The 21,387-nt window shown below is 66.6% G+C and carries 30 protein-coding genes and 1 other RNA gene; 18 read left to right on the top strand and 13 right to left on the bottom strand.

The window, feature by feature from the left end; translation table 11 throughout:
* Positions 1 to 2: 2 nt before the first annotated feature.
* Entirely contained in the window at positions 3 to 1,493 is a 1,491-nt protein-coding gene (locus SH591_RS01025) for a serine hydrolase domain-containing protein (RefSeq protein ID WP_324750148.1), read from the bottom strand.
* A gap of 197 nt (positions 1,494 to 1,690) precedes the next feature.
* On the opposite strand from SH591_RS01025, the gene SH591_RS01020 reads away from it, so the two are divergent.
* Positions 1,691 to 2,605: an NAD(P)/FAD-dependent oxidoreductase gene (locus SH591_RS01020; RefSeq protein ID WP_324750147.1), complete on the top strand. Its 915-nt coding sequence runs from the start codon at positions 1,691 to 1,693 to the stop codon at positions 2,603 to 2,605.
* Here the strand turns inward: SH591_RS01020 and rimM are convergent.
* From rimM to ffh, 3 genes are read right to left on the bottom strand one after another with little or no spacing between them, the layout of a single operon-like run.
* Positions 2,602 to 3,087, bottom strand: a complete 486-nt coding sequence (gene rimM, locus SH591_RS01015; RefSeq protein ID WP_324750145.1) for a ribosome maturation factor RimM — start codon at positions 3,085 to 3,087, stop codon at positions 2,602 to 2,604. The genes SH591_RS01020 and rimM overlap by 4 nt on opposite strands.
* A 3-nt stretch (positions 3,088 to 3,090) precedes the next feature.
* Positions 3,091 to 3,723 (bottom strand): 30S ribosomal protein S16, encoded by a 633-nt coding sequence (gene rpsP / locus SH591_RS01010; protein ID WP_324750144.1) that lies wholly within the window; start codon positions 3,721 to 3,723, stop codon positions 3,091 to 3,093.
* A gap of 27 nt (positions 3,724 to 3,750) precedes the next feature.
* Positions 3,751 to 5,229, bottom strand: a complete 1,479-nt coding sequence (ffh, locus tag SH591_RS01005; protein ID WP_324750143.1) for a signal recognition particle protein — start codon at positions 5,227 to 5,229, stop codon at positions 3,751 to 3,753.
* A 240-nt stretch (positions 5,230 to 5,469) separates the two neighbouring features.
* On the opposite strand from ffh, the gene dapF reads away from it, so the two are divergent.
* Genes dapF through SH591_RS00975 form a run of 6 tightly spaced genes read left to right on the top strand, consistent with a single transcriptional unit; the run spans position 5,470 to position 10,765 of the window.
* A complete protein-coding gene (gene dapF, locus SH591_RS01000) occupies positions 5,470 to 6,270 on the top strand; it encodes a diaminopimelate epimerase (RefSeq protein WP_324750142.1) in 801 nt (266 codons plus the stop codon).
* The gene (mtaB, locus tag SH591_RS00995; RefSeq protein WP_324750141.1) at positions 6,267 to 7,505 is read left to right on the top strand and encodes a tRNA (N(6)-L-threonylcarbamoyladenosine(37)-C(2))-methylthiotransferase MtaB; all 1,239 of its coding nucleotides are present in this window, start codon (positions 6,267 to 6,269) and stop codon (positions 7,503 to 7,505) included. The genes dapF and mtaB overlap by 4 nt, the downstream gene beginning before the upstream one ends.
* Positions 7,502 to 8,440, top strand: a complete 939-nt coding sequence (gene ftsY, locus SH591_RS00990; protein WP_324750140.1) for a signal recognition particle-docking protein FtsY — start codon at positions 7,502 to 7,504, stop codon at positions 8,438 to 8,440. Before mtaB ends, ftsY begins: the two co-directional genes overlap by 4 nt.
* Positions 8,441 to 8,469: 29 nt before the next feature.
* The gene (locus SH591_RS00985; RefSeq protein ID WP_324750139.1) at positions 8,470 to 9,042 is read left to right on the top strand and encodes a septation protein A; all 573 of its coding nucleotides are present in this window, start codon (positions 8,470 to 8,472) and stop codon (positions 9,040 to 9,042) included.
* A gap of 17 nt (positions 9,043 to 9,059) precedes the next feature.
* The gene (locus tag SH591_RS00980; protein ID WP_324750138.1) at positions 9,060 to 9,992 is read left to right on the top strand and encodes an ABC transporter ATP-binding protein; all 933 of its coding nucleotides are present in this window, start codon (positions 9,060 to 9,062) and stop codon (positions 9,990 to 9,992) included.
* Positions 9,989 to 10,765 (top strand): ABC transporter permease, encoded by a 777-nt coding sequence (locus SH591_RS00975; protein ID WP_322830378.1) that lies wholly within the window; start codon positions 9,989 to 9,991, stop codon positions 10,763 to 10,765. Before SH591_RS00980 ends, SH591_RS00975 begins: the two co-directional genes overlap by 4 nt.
* 22 nt (positions 10,766 to 10,787) lie before the next feature.
* Here SH591_RS00975 and SH591_RS00970 read toward each other — a convergent pair whose 3' ends face one another.
* From SH591_RS00970 to pspF, 3 genes are all read right to left on the bottom strand, one after another.
* Positions 10,788 to 11,399 carry a superoxide dismutase gene (locus SH591_RS00970; protein ID WP_324750137.1) on the bottom strand — a complete coding sequence of 204 codons (612 nt, stop codon included), beginning with the start codon at positions 11,397 to 11,399 and terminating at the stop codon, positions 10,788 to 10,790.
* A 151-nt stretch (positions 11,400 to 11,550) separates the two neighbouring features.
* On the bottom strand, positions 11,551 to 12,105 hold the full coding sequence (locus SH591_RS00965) for a tetratricopeptide repeat protein (protein ID WP_324750136.1): 555 nt from the start codon (positions 12,103 to 12,105) through the stop codon (positions 11,551 to 11,553).
* Positions 12,106 to 12,148: 43 nt separating this feature from the next.
* On the bottom strand, positions 12,149 to 13,189 hold the full coding sequence (pspF, locus tag SH591_RS00960; RefSeq protein WP_324750135.1) for a phage shock protein operon transcriptional activator: 1,041 nt from the start codon (positions 13,187 to 13,189) through the stop codon (positions 12,149 to 12,151).
* A 181-nt stretch (positions 13,190 to 13,370) separates the two neighbouring features.
* On the opposite strand from pspF, the gene SH591_RS00955 reads away from it, so the two are divergent.
* The 11 genes from SH591_RS00955 to SH591_RS00905 all read left to right on the top strand — a co-directional run bounded on the left by SH591_RS00955 (position 13,371) and on the right by SH591_RS00905 (position 17,281).
* Positions 13,371 to 13,523 carry a hypothetical protein gene (locus tag SH591_RS00955; RefSeq protein WP_324750134.1) on the top strand — a complete coding sequence of 51 codons (153 nt, stop codon included), beginning with the start codon at positions 13,371 to 13,373 and terminating at the stop codon, positions 13,521 to 13,523.
* Between the two features lie 56 nt (positions 13,524 to 13,579).
* Entirely contained in the window at positions 13,580 to 14,260 is a 681-nt protein-coding gene (gene pspA / locus SH591_RS00950) for a phage shock protein PspA (protein WP_324750133.1), read from the top strand.
* Positions 14,261 to 14,263: 3 nt separating this feature from the next.
* Positions 14,264 to 14,548, top strand: a complete 285-nt coding sequence (gene pspB / locus SH591_RS00945) for an envelope stress response membrane protein PspB (protein WP_324750132.1) — start codon at positions 14,264 to 14,266, stop codon at positions 14,546 to 14,548.
* Positions 14,545 to 14,928: an envelope stress response membrane protein PspC gene (gene pspC, locus SH591_RS00940; RefSeq protein WP_324750131.1), complete on the top strand. Its 384-nt coding sequence runs from the start codon at positions 14,545 to 14,547 to the stop codon at positions 14,926 to 14,928. The genes pspB and pspC overlap by 4 nt, the downstream gene beginning before the upstream one ends.
* A 14-nt stretch (positions 14,929 to 14,942) precedes the next feature.
* Positions 14,943 to 15,194, top strand: a complete 252-nt coding sequence (locus tag SH591_RS00935) for a hypothetical protein (RefSeq protein WP_324750130.1) — start codon at positions 14,943 to 14,945, stop codon at positions 15,192 to 15,194.
* Positions 15,195 to 15,272: 78 nt separating this feature from the next.
* Entirely contained in the window at positions 15,273 to 15,545 is a 273-nt protein-coding gene (locus tag SH591_RS00930) for a hypothetical protein (RefSeq protein WP_322830880.1), read from the top strand.
* 10 nt (positions 15,546 to 15,555) lie between these two features.
* Positions 15,556 to 15,831 (top strand): hypothetical protein, encoded by a 276-nt coding sequence (locus SH591_RS00925; RefSeq protein ID WP_324750129.1) that lies wholly within the window; start codon positions 15,556 to 15,558, stop codon positions 15,829 to 15,831.
* A gap of 46 nt (positions 15,832 to 15,877) precedes the next feature.
* Positions 15,878 to 16,135: a hypothetical protein gene (locus SH591_RS00920; RefSeq protein ID WP_324750128.1), complete on the top strand. Its 258-nt coding sequence runs from the start codon at positions 15,878 to 15,880 to the stop codon at positions 16,133 to 16,135.
* Positions 16,136 to 16,146: 11 nt separating this feature from the next.
* Positions 16,147 to 16,383: a hypothetical protein gene (locus SH591_RS00915; protein WP_324750127.1), complete on the top strand. Its 237-nt coding sequence runs from the start codon at positions 16,147 to 16,149 to the stop codon at positions 16,381 to 16,383.
* A 47-nt stretch (positions 16,384 to 16,430) separates the two neighbouring features.
* Positions 16,431 to 16,844 (top strand): SufE family protein, encoded by a 414-nt coding sequence (locus SH591_RS00910; RefSeq protein WP_324750126.1) that lies wholly within the window; start codon positions 16,431 to 16,433, stop codon positions 16,842 to 16,844.
* The gene (locus tag SH591_RS00905; protein ID WP_322830365.1) at positions 16,841 to 17,281 is read left to right on the top strand and encodes a PaaI family thioesterase; all 441 of its coding nucleotides are present in this window, start codon (positions 16,841 to 16,843) and stop codon (positions 17,279 to 17,281) included. The genes SH591_RS00910 and SH591_RS00905 overlap by 4 nt, the downstream gene beginning before the upstream one ends.
* Positions 17,282 to 17,302: 21 nt before the next feature.
* On the opposite strand, the gene SH591_RS00900 is transcribed toward SH591_RS00905, so the two are convergent.
* The 6 genes from SH591_RS00900 to SH591_RS00875 all read right to left on the bottom strand — a co-directional run bounded on the left by SH591_RS00900 (position 17,303) and on the right by SH591_RS00875 (position 21,323).
* On the bottom strand, positions 17,303 to 17,836 hold the full coding sequence (locus SH591_RS00900) for a J domain-containing protein (protein WP_322830364.1): 534 nt from the start codon (positions 17,834 to 17,836) through the stop codon (positions 17,303 to 17,305).
* A gap of 52 nt (positions 17,837 to 17,888) precedes the next feature.
* Positions 17,889 to 18,254, bottom strand: an RNA gene (rnpB, locus tag SH591_RS00895) — RNase P RNA component class A.
* A gap of 6 nt (positions 18,255 to 18,260) precedes the next feature.
* A complete protein-coding gene (locus SH591_RS00890) occupies positions 18,261 to 18,956 on the bottom strand; it encodes an N-acetylmuramoyl-L-alanine amidase (protein WP_324750125.1) in 696 nt (231 codons plus the stop codon).
* Positions 18,957 to 19,003: 47 nt separating this feature from the next.
* Positions 19,004 to 19,867, bottom strand: coding sequence for a CheR family methyltransferase (locus tag SH591_RS00885; protein WP_324750124.1), 864 nt, complete (start codon positions 19,865 to 19,867; stop codon positions 19,004 to 19,006).
* Positions 19,858 to 20,961: a chemotaxis-specific protein-glutamate methyltransferase CheB gene (cheB, locus tag SH591_RS00880; protein ID WP_324750123.1), complete on the bottom strand. Its 1,104-nt coding sequence runs from the start codon at positions 20,959 to 20,961 to the stop codon at positions 19,858 to 19,860. The genes SH591_RS00885 and cheB overlap by 10 nt, the downstream gene beginning before the upstream one ends.
* A complete protein-coding gene (locus SH591_RS00875; RefSeq protein ID WP_322830360.1) occupies positions 20,958 to 21,323 on the bottom strand; it encodes a response regulator in 366 nt (121 codons plus the stop codon). Before SH591_RS00875 ends, cheB begins: the two co-directional genes overlap by 4 nt.
* Between the last annotated feature and the right edge of the window lie 64 nt (positions 21,324 to 21,387).

Below are 21,387 nucleotides of genomic sequence, written 5' to 3'. Positions count from 1 at the left end.
CACTAAGGCGCAGCGATGGAAAGCCTCAGCGCCTGGATTCCCGCCGGATCTGTGGGCGCCAGCAGCAGCGTCCCATCGAGCCGCCCGGTCGCACAGCGCCACTGGAACGTGCCGGACAAGGCGCCGGTGGGGACGATCGGAGCCGCGGTGTCGCATTCGCCAACCTCCTTCTTGAGCCGCGCCAGCTCGCGCCGCCAATTGTCGGCCGAGCGGTCCATCAGGAAATTCATCGCCAGCAGCTTGCGCGCGGGAGCGATGTCGCCGGCGGCGAATGCTTTGCCCGCCGCCCGATAAGCGGTCGCCAGCGAGGCGCTGACCGGCTGCGGCCGCGCGACGAGCGCTCCGGCTTTGTGCAGAACCATCGCCGCATCCCAGGCCGCCCCCGATCCGCCATTATAGGTGCGGTTGGAAAAGACGAAGATGCCGACCCCGTGGTCGGTCAGCAGCACCATGTGCGAGCCGTAGCCCGGATAGCCTCCGCCGTGGCTGAGGGTTGCGCCGAGGTCCGGATCCTGTGCCGCGATCAGGCCCATGCCGTAAGCCGACGCCTGCGTGACAGGGGTGGTGCCGAAGCGCTGGCGCAGACGGGCGAAGTTGGACCCTTGCGCCATCTCGCGCACGGTGGCGCGGCGCACCGGCCCGGTCTCGGCGCCGTCGCGCGCCGGCCAAGCCGACAGCAGGAAGCCCATCCACTTGGCATAGTCGCTCGCGCTGGTCTGGACGCCGCCCATCGCGCCGAACACGCCGTGGCGCATGGTCGGCTCCTCCGACCAGGCCTCGTTCTCCCAGCGATAGCCGATCGACCGCCGTTCGATCGGCCAGTCACGCACCTCATAGCCGGTCGATGCCGTGCCGAGCGGCCGCTGGATCGCCGTTGCGATATAGCGGTCGTAAGGCATGCCCGAGACGTTGGTGACGATGCGCCCCAGCAAGGCGTAGCCGAAATTCGAATATTCGAAGGCGGTGCCGGGCGCGCGGGTGAACGGCACGCCCTGCTTCAGCATCGCCGTGAACGCGGCCTCGGTCATGACCTGCTGGCGATCGCCCCACGGATCGTCGGTGACGAAGCCGGCGGTGTGATTGAGCAGGTCGCGGACACGGATGCGCGGCGAATCCGCCGTCGGGTATCGCCATGCTCGCAGCTCCGGGACATGCTTCTCGGCGAGATCGTCGAGCGCCAATTTACCATCGTCGCGCAGCTTCAGCACGGCCAGCGCCGTGAAGGCCTTGGACATGGAGGCGATGCGGAACAGGCTGTCCTGGGTCACCGGACGCTTCGCCTTCAAGTCCTGAACGCCGAAGGCCCGCACATGCACGAGTCGACCGTCGGCGACGATGCCGTAGACCAGGCCCGGCGCATGCGACGTCTGGTGGAAGTCGGCGAAGAGGCGGTCGATCTCGGGAACGGCGGCCGCAATGCGATCGGGCACCGGTTGCGCCACGGCCGGAAGCGCCACCAATGCCAGCAAAGCGGCGCAGAATAGTTTCAGCATCTTGTCCCCCTCCGTTCGGCAACAGCGTACGCCGGATCAGGCCTGTGTCCAATTCTCTACTTTGCGATCCGGCACGTCGCGGAAAATCCCGTTCGTTGTTCGTTGCCAGGTCCGCCCCAGCGACAAGGCCTATGCAGCAATAAGCCGATCCGAGAGACGCGAGGGAACCGGCAGCGTCCGCCTGCGCTATGCCGCCGATGGATGATTTCGACTGCCTCGTCATCGGCGGCGGGCCCGCAGGGCTGACCGCGGCGATCTACCTCACCCGCTTCCACCTCTCGCTGAAGGTGGTCGACGCCGGGAAGAGCCGGGCGAGCCTGATCCCCTGCACCCACAACCATGCCGGCTTCCCCGATGGGATCTCAGGCCAGGAACTGATCGCGCGGATGACCGGACAGGCGCGGAAATACGGCGCCTCGATCGAAACCGGACGGGTTACCCGGCTCGATCGGATCGAGGGCGGCTTCGAGGCCGAATGGGGCAGCGGTTGGGTGCGGGCGAAGACGGTTCTGCTCGCGACGGGCGTCGCCAACCGCCGCCCGCCGATGGACGAGGATTTGCATGACGCCGCGCTGGCGCAGGGCCTGATCCGCTATTGCCCGATCTGCGACGGCTTCGAGGTAACCGACAAGAGGGTCGGCGTGATCGGCGACGACAGCCATGGCGTGGCCGAAGCCGTGTTCCTGCGCGGCTATACCAGCGACGTCACCTTGATCGCGCCGGACAGCGAGCTGCGCGACCTCAAGCGGCAGGATTGGGAGAAGCTGGAGCGCTACGGCATCGAGACTGTGAACGGCCCGTGCCAGGCGGTGGCGGCGGAGGGGAAGTGCATCACCGTCGACACGGCCGAGGGCCATTATACGTTCGACAGCATCTATCCCGCGCTCGGATCGGATGTGCATTCCCATCTGGCGAAAATGGTGGGTGCGGACCTCGCCGAGAGCGGCTGTATCCTGGTGGATTCGCACCAGCGCAGCTCGGTCCCCGGCCTCTATGCGGCGGGCGACGTGGTGATCGGGCTCGACCAGATCAGCCATGCGATGGGCGAAGGCGGCGTCGCGGCGACGACCATCCGCAACGATCTCGCGCAGGGCGCGCCGCTGGTACGCTAGGCGAGGAAGACGGGGTCGACGACGATCCGGCCGTCGGCGAGATCGGCGACGCCAGCGCGGAAGGGCACCATGGTGCGCTTGCCGTCGGGCTTCTCGATCTCGATGATGTCGCCTGCGCCGAAATTCTCGATCGTAGCGACCGTGCCGAGCGGGGCGCCTTCGGAATCGACGCATGGCAGGCCGATGATGTCGGCGTGATAATATTCGCCCTCCTCCAGCGGCGGGAGGGCGGACCGGGGCACGGTCAGGAGCTGGCCGCGCAACGCCTCGGCGGCGCTGCGGTCCGATATCTCGGCAAAGCGGGCGATCGGCATGCCGCCCGCGCCCTTCACCGATTTCAGCGTCAGGGCGCGGCCGCCGACCTGGACCGTCTTGTGACGGCCCAGGCTTTCGGCAGTTTGGGCGAACAGTTTCAGGCGCACCTCGCCGCCGATGCCGTGGGCACCTGCGATGGCGGCGAGCGTGACCTGAGCGTCGTCCAAGGCTTATTCGGCCTTTTCGGCGCCTTCGGCCGGAGCGGCTTCTTCAGCGCCTTCGGCCGGAGCGGAGGCGGACTCGCCTTCGTTGGTGGCTTCGGCAGCCGGAGCTTCCTCGGCAGCCGGAGCTTCAGCGGCCGGGGTCTCTTCAGCGGCCGGAGCCTCAGCGGCGGGTGCTTCTTCAGCAGCGGGAGCCTCAGCAGCGGGCGCCTCTTCAGCGGCCGGAGCCTCGGCAGCCGGTGCTTCCTCAGCGGCGGGCTCTTCAGCCGGAGCGGCGGCGGCAGCAGCAGCGGCCTCGGCGGCTTCGGCTTCCTTGGTGGCACGCTCCTCGGCGCGCTCCTTGGCCTTCTCGCCCGGCTCGGCCTTCTTCGGGTTGTTGCGCGCCGTGCGCTCGACGATGCCGGCGGCGTCGAGGAAGCGCAGGACGCGGTCAGACGGCTGGGCGCCGACCGACAGCCAATGCTTGGCGCGATCGGCGTCGATCTTCACGCGCTCTTCGCTGTCCTTGGGAAGCAGCGGATTGTAGCTGCCGATGCGCTCGATGAACTTGCCGTCGCGCGAGTTGCGCGAGTCGGTCACGACGATCTTGTAATAAGGGCGCTTCTTGGCGCCGCCACGGGCGAGACGAATTGCAACTGCCATTTTGATAGTCCTTTCTGATACTTATACTTATTTCTTGATAAACTTGTCGAAGCCGGGCGGCAGATTGAACGGCTGCCCCCCTGCTCCGCCGGGAAGGCCGGGGAGACCGGCCGGAGGCGCGCCTGCGCCGCCGCCGAGGCCGCCGAGCATTCCGCCCAGGCCGCCGCCGCCCCCGCCGCCGAACAGGGCGCCCAGCTTGCCGAGGCCGCCCATCTTCCGGATCTTCTTCATGGCCGTGGCCATTTCCTGGTGCATCTTGAGCAGCCGGTTCACGTCCTGCACCGTCGTGCCGGATCCCTTGGCAACGCGGATCTTGCGCTTCGCGTTCATCAGCTCGGGCTTCGCGCGCTCCTTGGGCGTCATCGAGGTGATGATCGCGTCGAGGCGCTGCAGGGTCTTGTCGTCGGTCGCCGCCTTGGCCGCGCCCGCCATCTTCTTCATGCCCGGAAGCATCGAGGCGAGCGCGCCGAGGCCGCCCATGCGCTGCATCTGGAGGAGCTGGTTGCGGAGGTCGTTAAGGTCGAACTGGCCCTTCGCCATCTTCTGGGCGAGCGCCTCGGCCTCGTCCATCTGGATGGTCTCGGCAGCGCGCTGGACCAGGCTGACGACGTCGCCCATGCCGAGGATGCGGCCGGCGACGCGGCTCGGGTGGAAGCCCTCGAGCGCATCGAGGCCTTCGCCGACGCCGGCGAACTTGATCGGCTTGCCGGTGACGGCGCGCATAGACAGGGCCGCGCCGCCGCGGGCGTCGCCGTCCATGCGGGTGAGGACGACGCCGGTCAGCTCGACCTGGTCGGTGAAGTTCTTGGCGACGTTGACCGCGTCCTGGCCGGTCAGCGCGTCGACCACCAGCAGCACTTCCTGCGGGTTCGCCACGGCGGCGACGGCCTTCATCTCGTCCATCAGCGCCTGATCGACGTGGAGACGGCCGGCGGTGTCGAGCAGGACGACGTCGAAGCCCTGGAGCTTGGCGGCCTGGAGGGCGCGGCGGGCAATCTCGACCGGCTGCTGGCCGGGCACGATCGGCAAAGTCGCGACGTTCGCCTGCGTGCCGAGCACTGCGAGCTGCTCCTGCGCGGCCGGGCGGGCGACGTCGAGCGACGCCATCATCACCTTCTTGCGGCCCTTTTCGGTCAGGCGCTTGGCGATCTTCGCCGTGGTGGTCGTCTTGCCCGAGCCCTGCAGGCCGACCATCATCACGACCGCGGGCGGCGTCACCTCGATGTCGAGCTCGGACGCGTCGGCGCCGAGCATCTCGACGATCGCGTCGTTGACGATCTTGACGACCTGCTGGCCCGGCGTGACCGACTTCAGCACCTGCTGGCCGACGGACTGCTCGGTGACCTTGTCGACGAACTCGCGCACGACCGGGAGCGCGACGTCGGCCTCGAGCAGGGCGATGCGAACCTCGCGCATCGCGCCGCGGACGTCCGCCTCGGTCAGCGCGCCGCGGCCGCGAAGGCGATCGAACACCCCGCTCAGGCGATCGCTCAGACTGTCGAACATCCTTGCATTCCTTCCCACAGGTCCCAAACGCAAAAGCGCCGGCGGGCGAAATCTCGCCGGCCAGCGTGCGTCCAGGGACGCTGATATGTACCTATTCCTTGAACAGGGTGGAGGGGCGCATAGCGGCGCCGGGCGGCGAACGCAAGCGCGGAGCGGCCGAAACGGGCCGGGCCCGCGACGGACGATCGCTCGCGCGCACGCATGTGGACTTGACGCCGCCTGCGCCTTAGATCGCGCTCGATGCGCCGCTTTCACAAAATGCACGGGCTCGGCAACGACTTCGTGATCTTCGACGCCCGCGAGGAGCCGGTCGAGATGGACAGCGCGCGCGCACGCGCCATCGCGGACCGCAAGACCGGGGTCGGCTGCGACCAGTTGATCGTGATCGAGCCGTCGCAGGTGGCCGATCTGCGGATGCGCATCTTCAACGCCGACGGCGGCGAGGTCGAATCCTGCGGCAACGCCTCGCGTTGCGTCGCCTTGCTCGCCGGCGGCGCAGCCCGGATCGAGACCGCGGGCGGCATCATCAGCGGCTCCAGCGACGGCGCGGGCGCGACCGTCGACATGGGCGAGCCGCGCTTCGACTGGGATGCGATCCCCCTCGCCTATCCGATGGACACGGCCGCGATGCCGGTCGGGTGGGAGGAATTGCAGGGCCCCGCCGCGGTCAATGTCGGCAATCCGCACGTCATCTTCTTCGTCGACGATGCGCAAGGGGTGGAGCTGGAGCGGCTCGGTCCGCTGATCGAGACCGATCCGCTGTTTCCGCAAAAGATCAACGTCAACGTCGCCTCGATCGAGGGCGGCGCGGTCCGGCTGCGCGTCTGGGAGCGCGGGGTCGGGCTGACGCAAGCCTGCGGCACCGGCGCCTGCGCCACTGCAGTGGCGGCGATCCGGCGCGGCCTCGTTGAGAGCCCGGTCGAAGTACGGTTGCCCGGCGGGACCCTCACGATCGCCTGGGCGCCGGGCGAACAGATCCGGATGAGCGGGCCGGCCACCCACGTCTTCACCGGCGAGATCGACCTGGCGGCGTTGGGATGAGCGGGCCCGAGATCATCACGATGGGCTGCCGCCTCAACGCCGCGGAGAGCGAGGCGATGCGCGTGCTCGCGGGTGACCAGGACGACCTCATCGTCGTTAACAGCTGCGCCGTTACCAACGAGGCGGTGCGCCAGGCGCGACAGGCGATCCGCAAGGCCAAGCGTGCACGGCCGCAAGCCCGCGTCGTCGTCACCGGCTGCGCGGCGCAGGTCGATCCGGAGATGTTCGCGCGCATGCCGGAAGTGAGCGGGGTTATCGGCAATCGCGAGAAATTCGACGCCGCTTCGTTCCAGCTGACGAAGGAAGCCGACGTCCGCGTCTCCGACATCATGGCGGTGCGCGAGACGGCGCCGCACCTTGTCACCGCCTTCGCCGAGCATAGCCGCGCCTTCATCGAGGTGCAGAATGGCTGCGACCATCGCTGCACCTTCTGCATCATCCCGTTCGGACGCGGTAACAGCCGCTCGGTCCCGGCCGGCCTGGTCGTCAACCGGATCAAGGCGGTGGTCGAACAGGGCTATGCCGAGGTCGTGCTGACCGGCGTCGACGTCACCAGCTACGGTCCCGACCTACCCGGGAGCCCGAGCCTCGGTTTGCTCGTCGAGCGCATCCTGCGCCACGTGCCCGCCTTGCCGCGCCTGCGCCTCTCCTCGCTCGACAGCGTCGAGATCGACGAGCGGCTGGAGGACATCATCTGCCACGAGCCGCGCTTCATGCCGCATCTGCATATGAGCTTTCAGGCCGGCGACGACATGATCCTGAAGCGGATGAAGCGGCGCCACTGCCGCGCCGAGGCGGTCGAGACCGTCGCGCGCCTCAAGGCCAAGCGGCCCGAGATCGCGATCGGCGCCGACCTCATCGCCGGCTTCCCCACCGAGACCGACGCGATGGCCGAGAACAGCCTCAAGCTGATCGACGAGTGCGACATCGTGATGGGCCATATCTTCCCTTATTCGGCCAAGGCCGGCACGCCGGCGGCGCGCATGCCGCAGGTCCCGCACGATGCGGTCAAGGAACGCGCGCGCGGGCTCCGCGCGGCGACGGCACGGCGCAAGACGGCATGGTTGCAAAGCCTGGTCGGAACGACGCAGCGGGTGCTGGTGGAGCGCAACGGCATCGGCCACGCCGAAAATTTCGCTCCGGTGCGGGTTGCCGCCGGCCAGGACATTGGCCAGATCGTGCCGATGAAGATGATTGCGTTGAACAATGACATACTGATCGGAGAGGCGGCTTGAGCGATACTCCCTGGCTCGAGCGGCTACGCGGCGGGTTCAAGAAGACATCGGAGAAATTGAGCGACAACCTTACCGGCCTCATCTCGCGGTCGGCGCTGGACGAGGAAACGCTCGACGATATCGAGGAGGCCCTGATCGCTTCCGATCTCGGCCCCGCCACCGCCGCCAAGGTGCGCGGACGGCTGGAGGGCGAGCGCTTCGAGCGCGGCCTCACCGAAGCCGGCGTCCGCGAGATCGTCGCCGAGGAGCTGGCCAAGATCCTGACGCCGGTCGCCGACCCGCTTGAGATCGACGCCTTCCCGCGCCCGCAGGTCATCCTGGTCGTCGGCGTGAACGGTTCCGGCAAGACCACCACCATCGCCAAACTCGCCAACCTGTTCCTCGAGCAGGATTACAGCGTGCTGCTCGCCGCCGGCGACACGTTCCGCGCCGCGGCGATCGGGCAGCTCAAGGTCTGGGCCGAGCGGATCGGCGTGCCGATCATCACCGGGCCGGAGGGCGGCGACCCGTCCGCGATCGTGTTCGACGGCGTCAAGAAGGCGACCGCCGAGGGCATCGACGTGCTGATCGTCGACACCGCCGGGCGCCTCCAGAACAAGACCGGGCTGATGGACGAGCTCGCCAAGATCCGGCGCGTGCTCGGTCGCCTCAATCCGGCCGCGCCGCACGACGTGGTGCTCGTGCTCGACGCCACCACCGGGCAGAATGCATTGAGCCAGATCGAGGTGTTCAAGGAAGTGGCCGGAGTCACCGGCCTGGTCATGACCAAGCTGGACGGCACCGCGCGCGGCGGCGTGCTGGTGGCCGCCGCCGAGCAATATGGCCTTCCGATCCACGCCATCGGCGTCGGCGAGGGCATGAACGACCTGCGTCCGTTCGACGCGGAGGAAGCCGCCCGCGCGATCGCGGGCGCTACAGGAGTGATCGAAGCGTGACCGTGAACGAACAGGAACGGGCTTCGCCCATGGCGAAGCTGGCCATCGACCTCGGCCCACTGATCATCTTCTTCGCCGTCAACGCGTGGCGCGGCATCTTCGCCGCGACCGGCGCCTTCATGGTCGCGATCGCGGTCGCCATGATCGTCTCCAAGATCAAATATCGCCACATTTCGCCGATGCTGTGGTTCTCGGGCGTGATGGTGCTCGTACTCGGCGGCATCACGATCTGGCTGCACGACGAGACCTTCATCAAGATCAAGCCGACCATTTACTACACGACGGTCGCCGCGTTGCTCCTGTTCGGGCTCTATACCGGGCGCAACCTCCTCAAGGCCGTCCTCGGCACCGCCTATCCCGGCCTGTCGGAGCGTGGCTGGCAGCTGCTCACCCGCAACTGGGCGGTCTTCTTCATCGTCATGGCGCTCGTCAACGAGGCGGTGTGGCGGACGACCAGCACCGAATTCTGGATCGGCTTCAAGCTCTGGGGCTTCCTCCCCGCGACCTTCATCTTCGCGCTGGCCAATGTGCCGATGCTCATGCGACACGGCATGCAGCTCGAAAAAGCGAAGGAAGAGCCGCCGGTGCCGCCGACGGCCTGACCCTGGGGGGAGAGAGAATGAAGCCCGTCATTGCCATCTCCCATCTCGGCAAGCGCTACGCGACCGGGCATGAGGCGCTGAAGGACGTCAGCCTGGAGATCGGCCGCGGCGAGATATTCGCTTTGCTGGGCCCGAACGGCGCCGGGAAGACGACCCTGATCAGCGTCGTCTGCGGCATCGTCACGCCCAGCGGCGGCAGCGTCACGGTCGACGGCTACGACATCCAGCGCGACTATCGCGAGACGCGCAGCCGGATCGGCCTGGTGCCGCAGGAACTCCATACCGACGCGTTCGAGACGGTTTGGGCGACGGTCAATTTCAGCCGGGGCCTGTTCGGCAAGGCGCCCGATCCCGCCTATATCGAAAAACTGCTCAAGGACCTGTCGCTCTGGGACAAGCGCAAGGCGCGGATCAAGGAGCTGTCCGGCGGCATGAAGCGTCGCGTGATGATCGCCAAGGCGCTGAGCCACGCGCCCGACATCCTGTTCCTCGACGAGCCGACCGCGGGCGTCGACGTCGAGCTGCGGCGCGACATGTGGGAGCTGGTCCGCGGTCTCCGGGAGAGCGGCGTTACGATCATCCTCACCACCCATTATATCGAGGAAGCCGAAGAGATGGCCGATCGGGTAGGCGTGATCAGCAAGGGCGAGCTGATCCTCGTCGAGGAGAAGTCCGAGCTGATGAAGAAGCTCGGCAAGAAGGCGCTGACGCTCAACCTGACCGATCCGATGGAAGCGCTTCCGCCCGAGCTGGCCGAATGGCAACTGGAGTTGAAGGACGGCGGCAACGAATTGCTCTACAGCTTCGACGGCCAGGCCGACCGCACCGGAATCCCTTCGCTGCTGCGGCGGATGAGCGACCTCGGCATCGGCTTCAAGGACCTCCACACGAGCGAAAGCTCGCTCGAGGAGATTTTCGTGAGCCTGGTTACGGAAAGGAAGCGCGGATGAGCGCCCCCGCCTTCAACGCCCGCGGCGTCTGGTCGATCTACCGGTTCGAGATGCACCGCTTCATGCGGACCTTGTGGACCGGCCTGGCCGTGCCGGTCATCACGACCTCGCTCTATTTCGTCGTGTTCGGGGCCGCGATCGGATCGCGCATGACCGAGATCGACGGCATCCCTTATGGCAGCTTCATCGTGCCCGGGCTGATGATGCTCTCGCTCTTCACCGAGAGCATCTTCAATGCCTCGTTCGGCATCCACATGCCGCGCTTTACCGGGACGATCTACGAATTGCTGTCGGCGCCGCTCTCGGCGTTCGAGACGGTGCTCGGCTATGTCGGCGCAGCGGCGACTAAGTCCGTCGTGGTGGCTTTGGTCATCCTCGCCACCGCCAACCTGTTCGTTGACGTCCACGTCGCGCATCCGCTGGCGATGCTGGCCTTCCTGCTGCTGATCGCCGCGACCTTCTGCCTGTTCGGCTTCATCATCGGCATCTGGGCGAAGGGCTTCGAACAGCTCCAGGTCATTCCGCTGCTGGTGGTGACCCCGCTCACCTTCCTCGGCGGCGCCTTCTACTCGATCGACATGCTGGCGGAGCCGTGGCGCACGATCACTCTGTTCAATCCGATCGTCTACCTGATCAACGGCTTTCGCTGGACCTTCTTCGGCGTCGCCGACGTGCGGGTGGAGATCAGCCTGCTGGCGACCTTCGGATTCCTGCTCGTGTGCCTGGGCGTCGTCGCCTGGATCTTCCGGACCGGCTACCGGCTGAAGAGCTAGTCTCCAGCCGGCAGGCCTCGGGTCAGCGGGTCGCGGCTTCGAAGCGCTCGGCGACCTTCTCCCAGTTCACGACGTTCCACCACGCCGCGAGATATTCCGGGCGGCGGTTCTGGTACTTCAGATAATAAGCATGTTCCCAGACGTCGTTGCCGAGGATCGGCGTGCCCTTCACCGGCGCGTCGTCCATCAGCGGATTGTCCTGGTTCGGCGTGGAGACGTTGGCGAGCTCGCCGTCCTCGCCGACGATCAGCCAGGCCCAGCCCGAACCGAACTGGCCGACGCCGGCCTCGTTGAACTTGGTCTTGAGCGCGTCGAGCGAACCGAACTTGGCGTCGATCGCCTCGGCGAGACGGCCGCTCGGCTGGCTGCCGCCGCCGACCATCGTTTCCCAGAAGAAGCTGTGGTTCCAGTGGCCGCCGCCATTGTTGCGGACCTTCTTGGGCTGGGTCGAGATGACGGCGAGGATCTCCTCCAGCGACTTGCCTTCCAGGCTCGAATCCTCGGAGACGCCTTCGTTCAATTTGTCGACATAGGCCTGGTGATGCTTGCTGTGGTGGAGCTGCATCGTCTGGGCGTCGATCGTCGGTTCGAGCGCGTCATAGGCGTACGGGAGCTGCGGGAGCGTGAAAGCCATGGATATCCTCCTGCTAGGGGCTTGGTCGTCGGCCGAACGGCCGGGTGCGCCGATCCGATAACGCAGCGGGCGCGTACAAGGAACCGCTTCAGGCCGAGCGGAGCGGAAAAAGCGGGGTGCCGCGCTCAAAGCGAGGTGCCGCGCACCCCGTTCAGTTCTTCCGCACCGTGAAACGCGCCAGTTCGGCCTTAGGCTCGCGCCATTTCGGGTCGGCGGCCGCGGCGCGCTGGAAATCGAAATAAGCGGCGCGGATGTTGCCGAGCTCCTCGTGCGCCAAGGCGCGTCCGTAATAAGCGATGGCCGGTCGGCTGGTGCGATATTCCAGGGCCGTCGTGAACAAAGGCAGAGCGGCGCGCACCGTGGCTGGATTGCGCATCAGCGCCGAGCCCTTGTTGAGATAGGCTTCGGGCTCCTTGGGATCACGTGCGATCGCCTCGTCGAAATCGGCGACCGCCGCCGCCACGTCGCCCCGTCGCAACTTCAATATGCCGCGATTCACGTAGGTCGCGACGGTGTCGTGGCCGCTGATCGCTTCCTCGCGGAGCGCGGCGTCGCAACGATCGAGACTGTCGTTCGACGGCAGGGCCGCGGACTCCGCGGCTTCGAAGCAGAGACGCGCCGAGCTCGCGCCGAGCACCGTGACCGCTGCGACGGACGGCGCGGCGGCCAGAACCGCAATCGCCGGAATGAGGAATTTGCCGAACATAGCCGAGTCCTCCTCTCGAGAACCCATAGCATATTTCGGCGATTCAGGCCATCAGCTGGTGGCGTTTCAGCGCGTGGCGGAGCTGGTCGTAGCTCAGCTGAAGCGCGGACGCGGCGGCGCGCTGGTTCCAGCGGCATTTTTCGAGCGCGGCCGAGAGGATGGCCTTCTCATATTCGGCGATGGCGAGGCGGAAATCCGCGCAATTGCCGGGATCGAATGCCGAGAGGTGGGCAACGCTCGGCATCGTTTCGGGGCCGGCGTCGGGGAGCGGTGGAAGCACCTCCATCCTGGGGGACGTCGGCAGCGGTCGCCACGGCGACTCGAACGGGTCGAATTGCACGACGTCGACCGGATTGGCCGGATCCTCCCAGCGATAGACGGCGCGCTCGACCACGTTGCGCAGCTCGCGGACATTGCCCGGCCAGTCATAGGTCAGCAGCCGGTTGGTCGCGGCGTTGCTGAAGCCCGGCCAGCGCTCCCATTCCAGCTCCATCGCCATGCGCCGCGCGAAATGGTCGGCGAGCACGGGAATGTCGCTGACGCGGTGGCGCAAAGGCGGCAGCGTGACGACCTCGAAGCTCAGCCGGTCGAGCAAATCGGCGCGGAAACGGCCCTCGTCGACCAGTTTGGGAAGATGCTCGTTGGTGGCGGCGACGATGCGCACGTCGACCCGGATCGGCTTCGACGCGCCGATGCGGGTCACCTCGCCATATTCCACCGCGCGCAGCAGCCGGTCCTGCGCCGGGCTCGACAGGGTGGCGAGCTCGTCGAGGAACAGGGTGCCGCCGTCGGCCTCCTCGAACCGGCCCATGCGGGTCTTGTTGGCGCCGGTGAAGGAGCCGGCCTCGTGGCCGAACAATTCGGCCTCGATCAGGGTCTCGGGCAGAGCCGCGCAGTTCATGACCACCAACGGGCCGTCCCAGCGCGAGGACAAGTGGTGAAGGCGCTCGGCGACCAGCTCCTTGCCAGTGCCGCGCTCGCCGATCACGAGCACCGGCCGATCGAGCGGCGCCGCGCGGCTCGCGCGCTCGACCGCGTCGAGGAAGGAGGAGGACTGGCCTACCATCTGGGTCGTGCGTTCCATTCCCAAGTTTTGGGACTATTTCCCACCCCTTGGCAAGAACAGAATGACCGCCCTTCCCTCGCAAATCGTCATTTCCCGCGGAAATCAGCCGCTTTTGCGAGTTGGCACGGCTCTTGAAGAAGAATGGGCATACCGCCGCAAAGGCGGATCAGGACCAGGCCAAGGATCAGGGAGCCACACCATGTTCAACATCGACAAATTCCAGCGCATCGCCACTGCCGCAGTCGGCGCGCTCGTCCTCACCACCGTCTGCGTCGGCGCCGCCGTCGGCCCGGCCCAGGCCGCCGCCACCCCGGTCGTCGCCCAGCAGAATATCGGTGGGGCGAACGCCTGATCCGGTGCTAAAAGGGATCGGCGAAACCGCTCGGAACAACCAGGAGCTTTCATAAAATGGGTATCTTTTCGCGGACCCGCGATATCGTCGCCGCCAACTTTGCCGACCTGCTCGACAAGGCCGAAGACCCCGCCAAGATGATCCGCATGATCATCATGGAGATGGAGGAGACGCTCGTCGAAGTGCGCGCGTCGGCAGCGCGGACGATCGCGGACCAGAAGGAAATGCGCCGCCAGATCACCAAGCTCGACAAGCTCCAGGAGAGCTGGACCGAGAAAGCCGAACTGGCGCTGAGCAAGGACCGCGAGGATCTCGCCAAAGCCGCCCTGGTCGAGAAGCAGAAGGCCGGCGACATGGCCGACCAGCTCCGCACCGAGATCCAGGTCCTGGACGACGCGCTGCGCGCCTCGGAAGAGGACATCCTCAAGCTGCAGAACAAGCTGCGCGAGGCCCGCACCCGGCAGAACGCAATCACCAACCGCCTCGAGAGCGCCCACAACCGCGCCCGCATGCGCGAAATGTATGCCGGCGCCAAGGTCGACGAAGCCTTCTCGCGCTTCGACGTGCTCGAGCGCCGCGTGGACATGGTCGAAGGCCATGCCGACGCGCTCAGCCTCGGCGCACCGGCCAAGACGCTCGAGGAAGAAATTGCCGAACTGCGCAGCTCGGAAAAGATCGACGCCGAGCTCGCCGCCATGAAGGCCGCGCGCAGCGGCAACAAGAGCCAGGAAGGCTAAGCCATGGAAGAAGTCCTCGTACCCTTTTTTGCCATCTCGATCCTGTTCCTCGGGCTGCCGTGGCTGATCTTCCACTATGTGACCAAGTGGAAGAGCGCCGCGACGCTGACCGGCGAGGACGAGAAGCTGCTCGACGAGATGCACGAAATGGCGCGCCGCCTCGACGATCGCCTGCAGACGATCGAACGCATCATGACCGCCGAAAATCCGGGCTGGCGCAGCATTGCCGCCGATCCGGCCGCCACCGGCATCGAGGACCGCAACACCGTCCGGAGGATCGGACAATGACCGAACCGCGCCAAACCAAATTCTATCTCGACAAGCGCAACGGCAAGTTCATGGGCGTGTGCGCGGGGATCGCCGATTATACCGGGATCGACGTCACGCTGATCCGGATCGGGATGGTCCTGGGCATCGTGCTCGGCTCGGGCGCGCTGATCCTGGTCTATCTCGCCACCGGCTGGATCGCCTCCGACAAGCCCCGCGAGTTCAGCAACCAGAGCCCCGAGCAGGCGAAATTCTGGCAGGGCGTGCGCTCCAACCCGGCGCGCACCACCCGCGATGTCCGCTCCCGCTTTCGCGACATCGATCGTCGCTTGGCCGACGTGGAGATCTACGTCACCAGCTCCAACCACAGCCTGTCGCAGGAAATCGAGAAGCTGCGCTGAATTCGGGGGGCCGGATGTCCGACTGGATACTGTTTTTCATCATCGTCGTGGGCATTCCGACGGTGCTCGGAATTGCCAGCGACATGTTCAAGCGCTGGACGAAGCTCAAGGAGAAGCAGCTCGAGCATGCTGCGGTGCTGGCGGCGGACAAGGCCGCCACGCAGGCCGCCCATATCGAACGGCTCGAACAAAGGATGCGGGTGCTGGAGCGCCTCGCCACCGACAAGGGAAACCACCTCGCCGCCGAGATCGAGGATCTGCGGTAGCATCAGGACCAGGGGAGAATATCAGTGGATCCGGAAAAGGCACAATTCATCAGGGACCTGTTCCCGTTCATCGCGGTCATGGCCTCGCTCGGCATCGGCGGCTGGGTGATCACCACCTGGTTGCGCATCCGCCACGGCTATCCGCTCGACGGCGCCTGGGGCCAGTCGGTCTATCCCAAGACCAGCGACGAGGCGATGGAGCGGATCAAGCTGCTGAGCGGCGAGAATGCCCAGCTCCGCGCCGAGCTCGGCTCAATCAAGGACCGCCTCGCCACGGTCGAGCGGATCGTCACTGACGACAGCCACCGGCTGACCCAGGAAATCGACGCGCTGCGCATCCCGCGCAACTGAGGAACGGATCATGGAAAGTGATTTCGCCAAGATTGCAGTCGCCTTCATCGTCATCGGACTGCCGCTCATCACGATCTTCGGCGGATTCTATTTCCGCACCTGGATGCGTTTCAAGGAACGTCAGCTCGAGTTGCAGGCCGGCCAGACGGCCGAGCGCGCGGCGCAATATGCCGCCCATAATGAGAGGCTGGAGCAAAGGGTGCGGGTGCTCGAACGGATCGTCACCGACAAGGGGATCGTCGTTGCCGACGAGATCGACGCGCTGCGCGAGCAGCCGCTGAACTAACGCCGCCCGGCGCTACGAAACGAACGACTTAAAAGGAGAAGAGACGATGAGCGGCGGCCAGATGATGGTGGTGCTGATCGTGGCGATGGTAATGATCGCCAGCATCATCAAGGCGAAATACGGGCACCAGCGCCGGCATCGCCACGGCGGTATCGAGGCTGGCTCCGCGACCGACACGGTCGAGAACCAGCGGCTGCGCGACGAGGTGAGGCAGCTCAAGGAGCGGCTCGCCGTGCTCGAGCGGATCACGATCGAGAAGGAGAATTCGCTCGAACGCGAGATCGAACGGCTTCGGGACAGCTGAGGGTGCCGGCGATGAATGACCTTGCGCTCTTCGCCACCCTCGCCTCCGCCGCCCTGTTCGGCCTCTGCATCTTCGCCGGCGCAGCGCTCAGGGGCTGGCATGGCTGGCTGGACGTGAGGCGCATGGAGATCGAGGCCGGATCGGGAGGACACTCCTCCCACCCCTCCCCGGCAGCACGGATCGAGCTGGCAGATTTACGGGAGCGGGTGCGCAAGCTGGAGCGCATTGCCAACGGCATCGATCCCTAGTCCCGACGGGGGTGACGAACCGCCCCCGCAGGACTAATTGCAACGGCATGACGCACCAGAATCTCGACGACATTTACGGCGACTATGAGCTGCTTGAGGCGGATGACCGCTACCGCCTGCTGATCGACCTCGGCCGCGCGCTGGAGCCGATGCCCGACGCTCTCAAGACCGACGCCACCCTGGTGCGCGGCTGCTCCGCGGCGGTGTGGGTCTATCCGATGCCGCGCGACGACGGGCGGCTTCATTTCCTTGCCGACAGTAACGCGGCGATCACCAAGGGGATCATCGCCCTCGTGCTGATGGCGGTGCAGGACCGCACGCCGCAGGAGATACTGGGGACCGACATCGAGACCGAACTGGCGCCGTTCGACCTCAAGAACCAGCTCAGCTCGAACCGCACCCAGGGCATACCGAACATGATCGCCCTCATTCGCCAGACCGCCGATCGCCTCGCCGGATGAGCCTCTCCGACAAGGGGTTCGATCCCCGTCTGTTCATGTCCTATGTGAGCCAGGTCGGCCATGGCGGCGCGCTCGGCATCGCCTATCACGACCACGGGCCGGACTGGGTCGAGCTCGCGCTCGATTATGACGAGAAACTGATCGGGGTGCCCGCCAGCGGTATCATCGCCTCAGGCCCGATCATCAGCCTGATGGACATGGCGACGAGCATGGCGATCTGGGTCAAGCTCGACCGCTTCAAGCACCAGGCGACGCTCGACCTGCGCATCGACTATCTGCGGCCGGCGACGCCGGGCAAGAGGATCATCGGCCGCGGCGAATGCTATGCGGTGCGGCGCTCGGTCGGCTTCACCCGCGGCCTCGCCCATGACGGCGACCCCGCCGATCCCGTCGCGCACGTCGCCGCGACCTTCATGTTCACGAGCAAACCGGGCTGACCACCGCGTCTGCTGTGGCGGTCAGTCGGACAAAGCGGAGCGCCGTTCCTCGGCCTGGCGCAGGACCTCGTAGGCGGCCTGCACGGCCTGGAAGCGGACCGCGGCTTCCTCGCCCTTGGCGAGATCGGGATGGTTGGCCTTGGCGAGCCGGCGATAGGCGGCCTTGATCGCCTCGAAATCGGGGTCGCCTTCGAGCTCGAGCACTTCCATCGCGCGCATCTCGTCGCGACTGCGGCTGCCGTCCCCCGGCCCGCCCCAGCCATAATGCTTGGCCTCCTGGAAGCCCTTCGAATCGCGCCGCTCGGCAGCTTCGCGCTCAGCGGCTTCTTCGGCGGTCAGGCCTTCGAAATAATTCCAGTTCTTGTTGTATTCGGCGGCGTGGCGCTCGCAGAAATACCAGCGGTCGGGCTTGTTCGGCGCCTTGGGCGCGGGACGGTCGCCGGGCTCGGTGCAGCCGTGCCGGTCGCACAGGCGCACCTGTTGCGCGGCGCGCTCGCTGCCATAGCTGCGCCAGCGCGGAAATCCCCAATCGTTTGAACGTGTCGGCCTGGCCATGGAGCCCAGATAGCGTCGCCCCTGCCCCGGCGCCACCCGCCCCGGGGGAAAATAAGCCAGAGGGTCTATAAGCCGGGTTTTGTCCGGCGGATAAATCCGCCTGTGCGACCATTCCTCTAGGAGACGGATTGCTCCGTCCCTCCAGCAACCAACCCGGGCGACGAGCCGAAACAGGCCCATGTGCCGCCCCTATTCGGTCTTGCTCCCGGTGGGGTTTGCCATGCCGTTCCCGTTGCCGGGCCCGCGGTGCGCTCTTGCCGCACCCTTTCGACCTTACCGGCCCGAAGACCGGCGGTATGCTTTCTGTGGCACTTTCCCTGGGGTCACCCCCGCCGGCAATTAACCGGCACCGTCGTTTCGTGGAGCCCGGACTTTCCTCGCCCCGCATGATGCGAGCCGCGGTCGCCCAACCCTCTGGCGGGGCCTATCTAGCGTGCCCGCGCTCGCGATCCAAGAGCAGGCTGAGAAGAATGGCGCGGGTCTCGCCATCGATGATCCCGTCCAGATTGTCGGGGCGGAAACGGCGCTGGAATGCCGTGATCGCCGCTTTGGCGTCGTGCACGTCATAGCCGAACCGCTCGAGGGCCAGCAGGAAGCCGCCGTCGGTCCAGTGCGGGTCCATGAGGCCGGTGGTCGGCCGCGGCAGCGCCAGTCCGCATTTGGCCAAACGGGCCCAGTCGAACAATTCGCCCGGATCCTGCTTGCGCGCCGGCGCGATGTCGGAATGGCCGACTACGTTGGCGCGGGGGATATTGTGGCGCTTGACGATGTCGGCGACGAGCGGGACGAGCGCGTCCATCTGCTCCTCGGAAAAAGGGCGATAGCCGAACTCGTGGCCGGGATTGACGATCTCGATGCCGACGCTGGCCGAGTTCACGTCGGTGATCGTCCGCCAGTAGGACCGGCCGGCATGCCAGGCGCGCTTGCCCTCATCGACCATGCGCAGGATCTGACCGTCCTCGGAGACGAGATAATGGCAGGAGACCTTGGCCTCCGGATCGCGCAGCCGGGCGATGGCCGAGGCCGCATCCTCCATCCCGGTATAATGAAGGACGAGCATCGTGATCGGCAGCTCACGATCGTCGAAATTGGGCGAAGGGCTGTCGATGACGTCGATCATGGCGCCACTTGCGCTCTAAAATGGGCGGCGCGTCAAGCGTGTGGAAATCAGCGGAGGCCGGACAGGCGCTGCGGCTCGGCGGCCTGCGCGGCCGGGCGGCGCAGATAGAGGCCGCGATGTTCCGGATCGGAGATGAAATCCTCGGTCTGGCCGATGATCGTCTCGCCGGCGCCGAGCATCAGGCAGGCGTCGGGCGCGCTCGCCAAAGCGAGCCTGTCGAACACCTCGCGCCTTTTCTCCGCCGAGAAATAGAGCAGGACGTTGCGGCAGAGGATGATGTCGAACGCGCCTGGACGGGGCGGCTGCTCGAGCAGGCTGTGCTGCTGGAACCGCACCGAATCGCGGATCTGGGGCGCAATCCGCCATTGCTGGCCGGGCTGCTCGGTGAACCAGCGAATCATCTGCAGGACGGGAAGCCCGCGCTGCACCTCGAACTGCGAATAGACGCCCTCGCGCGCCTGATCGAGCGCAGAGCCCGAAATGTCGGTGCCAACGAGCTCGATGCGCCAGTCGCGCCAGCGCGCCGCCTCGTCGGCGAAATGCATGGCGAGCGAATAGATTTCCTGGCCCGTCGAGCAGCCGGCGCACCAGATGCGCAGGCGCTTCTCGCGGGCGCGGGCGCGCTCGAGACGGCGCAGTCCGCCGTTCAGCAGCAGGTCGAAGGAGGCACGGTCGCGGAAGAAGAAGGTCTCGTTGTTCAAGAGCGCTTCCACCACCTGGTCGGCAAGGCTCGGCTCCCGGCCCGAGACGAGCGTGGCGATGAGCTGGTCGATGCTGTCGATGGCGCGCTCGCGCATCAGCGACTTCAAGGAGGTTTCGAGGCGCCAGCGCCGGCTCGTCGCCAGTTGCTGGCCGGTGCGCATTTCGAGCAGGCCGGCGAGGATGCGCCCGGAGGAGTCGCTTACTTCCACGGGGCCCCCGCGACACGGGCGGCGATACGCTGGGCGAGTTCGGCCGGGGACAAAATGGCGGAGGCGAGACCGGCCTCGGCGACGGCGCGGGGCATCCCCCAGACTGCGGACGTGGCCTGATCCTGGACCAGGACGGCGCCGCCGCGATCGACGACGCGGGCGCTGCCGACCAGGCCGTCGCGGCCCATGCCGCTCAGCACGATGCCGACGCCGGTCTTTCCGTAGGTCTCGCTCACCGACCAGAACATCGGATCGACCGAGGGCATGCAGCCGGAGCTGGCCGGCGTGCGGCTGAGCTTGACGGCGACGCCGCTGCCGAGGCGGGCGAGGCCGAGATGGGCGTCGCCTGGCGCGATGTGGATCCGCTCCGCGCGCAAGGGCATGCCGTCTTCGGCGACCACCGCCTCGCGCCCCGAAGCGGCTTCGATCTGGCGGGCGAAGAAGGGCATGAACACGGGCGGGAGATGCTGTGTGATGAGGATTGGCGCGCCGATCTTCTTGGGTAGAGCGCGCAGGAATTCGCCGACCGCATGGAGGCCGCCGGTCGACGCGCCGAGCGCGAGGCAGCCGAGGCCGTGATGGGTAGCTGCGCGCAGCGCGATGTCGAGCGCCGGAGCGGTGCCGACCGCGGCCAGCCCGAAGCCGCGCTCGGCCGGCCCGATGCGGCGCAGCCGTTCGGCGAGAACCTCGGCGAAGCGCCCTGCGAAATGCCCCGTCCCGGGCTTGGGAAGCGTGTCGGCGGCGCCGAGCGCGAGCGCCTGGATCGTCGAGGCGGCGCCGTCCTCGGCGAGCGAAGAGACGATGATGACGCGCGCGCCCTTGCCGTGCTTCAATATTTCGGGGAGCGCCTGGAGACCGGTGGTGCCCGGCATCTCGACGTCGAGCAGAACGATGTCGACCGGTGTGGCCTTCAGCGTCTCCAGCGCCTCCTCGGCATTGCCGGCGAGCGCTACGACCTCGAATTCTTTGTAGGCGGACAGCATCCGCGACAGCACGGCGCGGGCGATCGGCGAATCATCGACGATCATCAATGCGATCGGACGCGCCCCCGCCGGGCCGCCGCGGCGGTCAGGCGCAGACGCGTTGGGGGTCACGCGACCCCGACGATCTGCAGCTTGCTTTCCAGGGTCTCGCGATCGAACGGCTTCATCACATATTCGTCTGCGCCGGCCTCGATGGCGGCGCGGATATGGGCGACGTCGTTCTCGGTCGTGCAGAAGACGACCTTGGGCTGGGTCTCGTAATTGAGCTGCCGCAGCGTGCGCAGGAACTCCATGCCGCTCATCACGGGCATGTTCCAGTCGAGCAGGACGACGTCCGGCATCTGGGTCTCGATCCGCGACAGCGCCTCGCGACCGTCCTCGGCCTCGTCGACGGAGAAGTTCAGCGTTTCCAGGATGTGGCGCGCCACTTTCCGGATCACCTTGGAATCATCGACGACAAGACAGCTCTTCATTCCACTCTCGCTTCGTTGGCGGCATTCGGAGCCTAGCCGCAATTGGTAATGACAGTCTTAAGGC

Source organism: Sphingomonas sp. LY54 (assembly GCF_035594035.1).
GTDB lineage: Bacteria > Pseudomonadota > Alphaproteobacteria > Sphingomonadales > Sphingomonadaceae > Allosphingosinicella.
The sequence above is the reverse complement of the archived record's forward strand: the minus strand, read 5'-3'. Positions and strand labels throughout refer to the sequence as shown.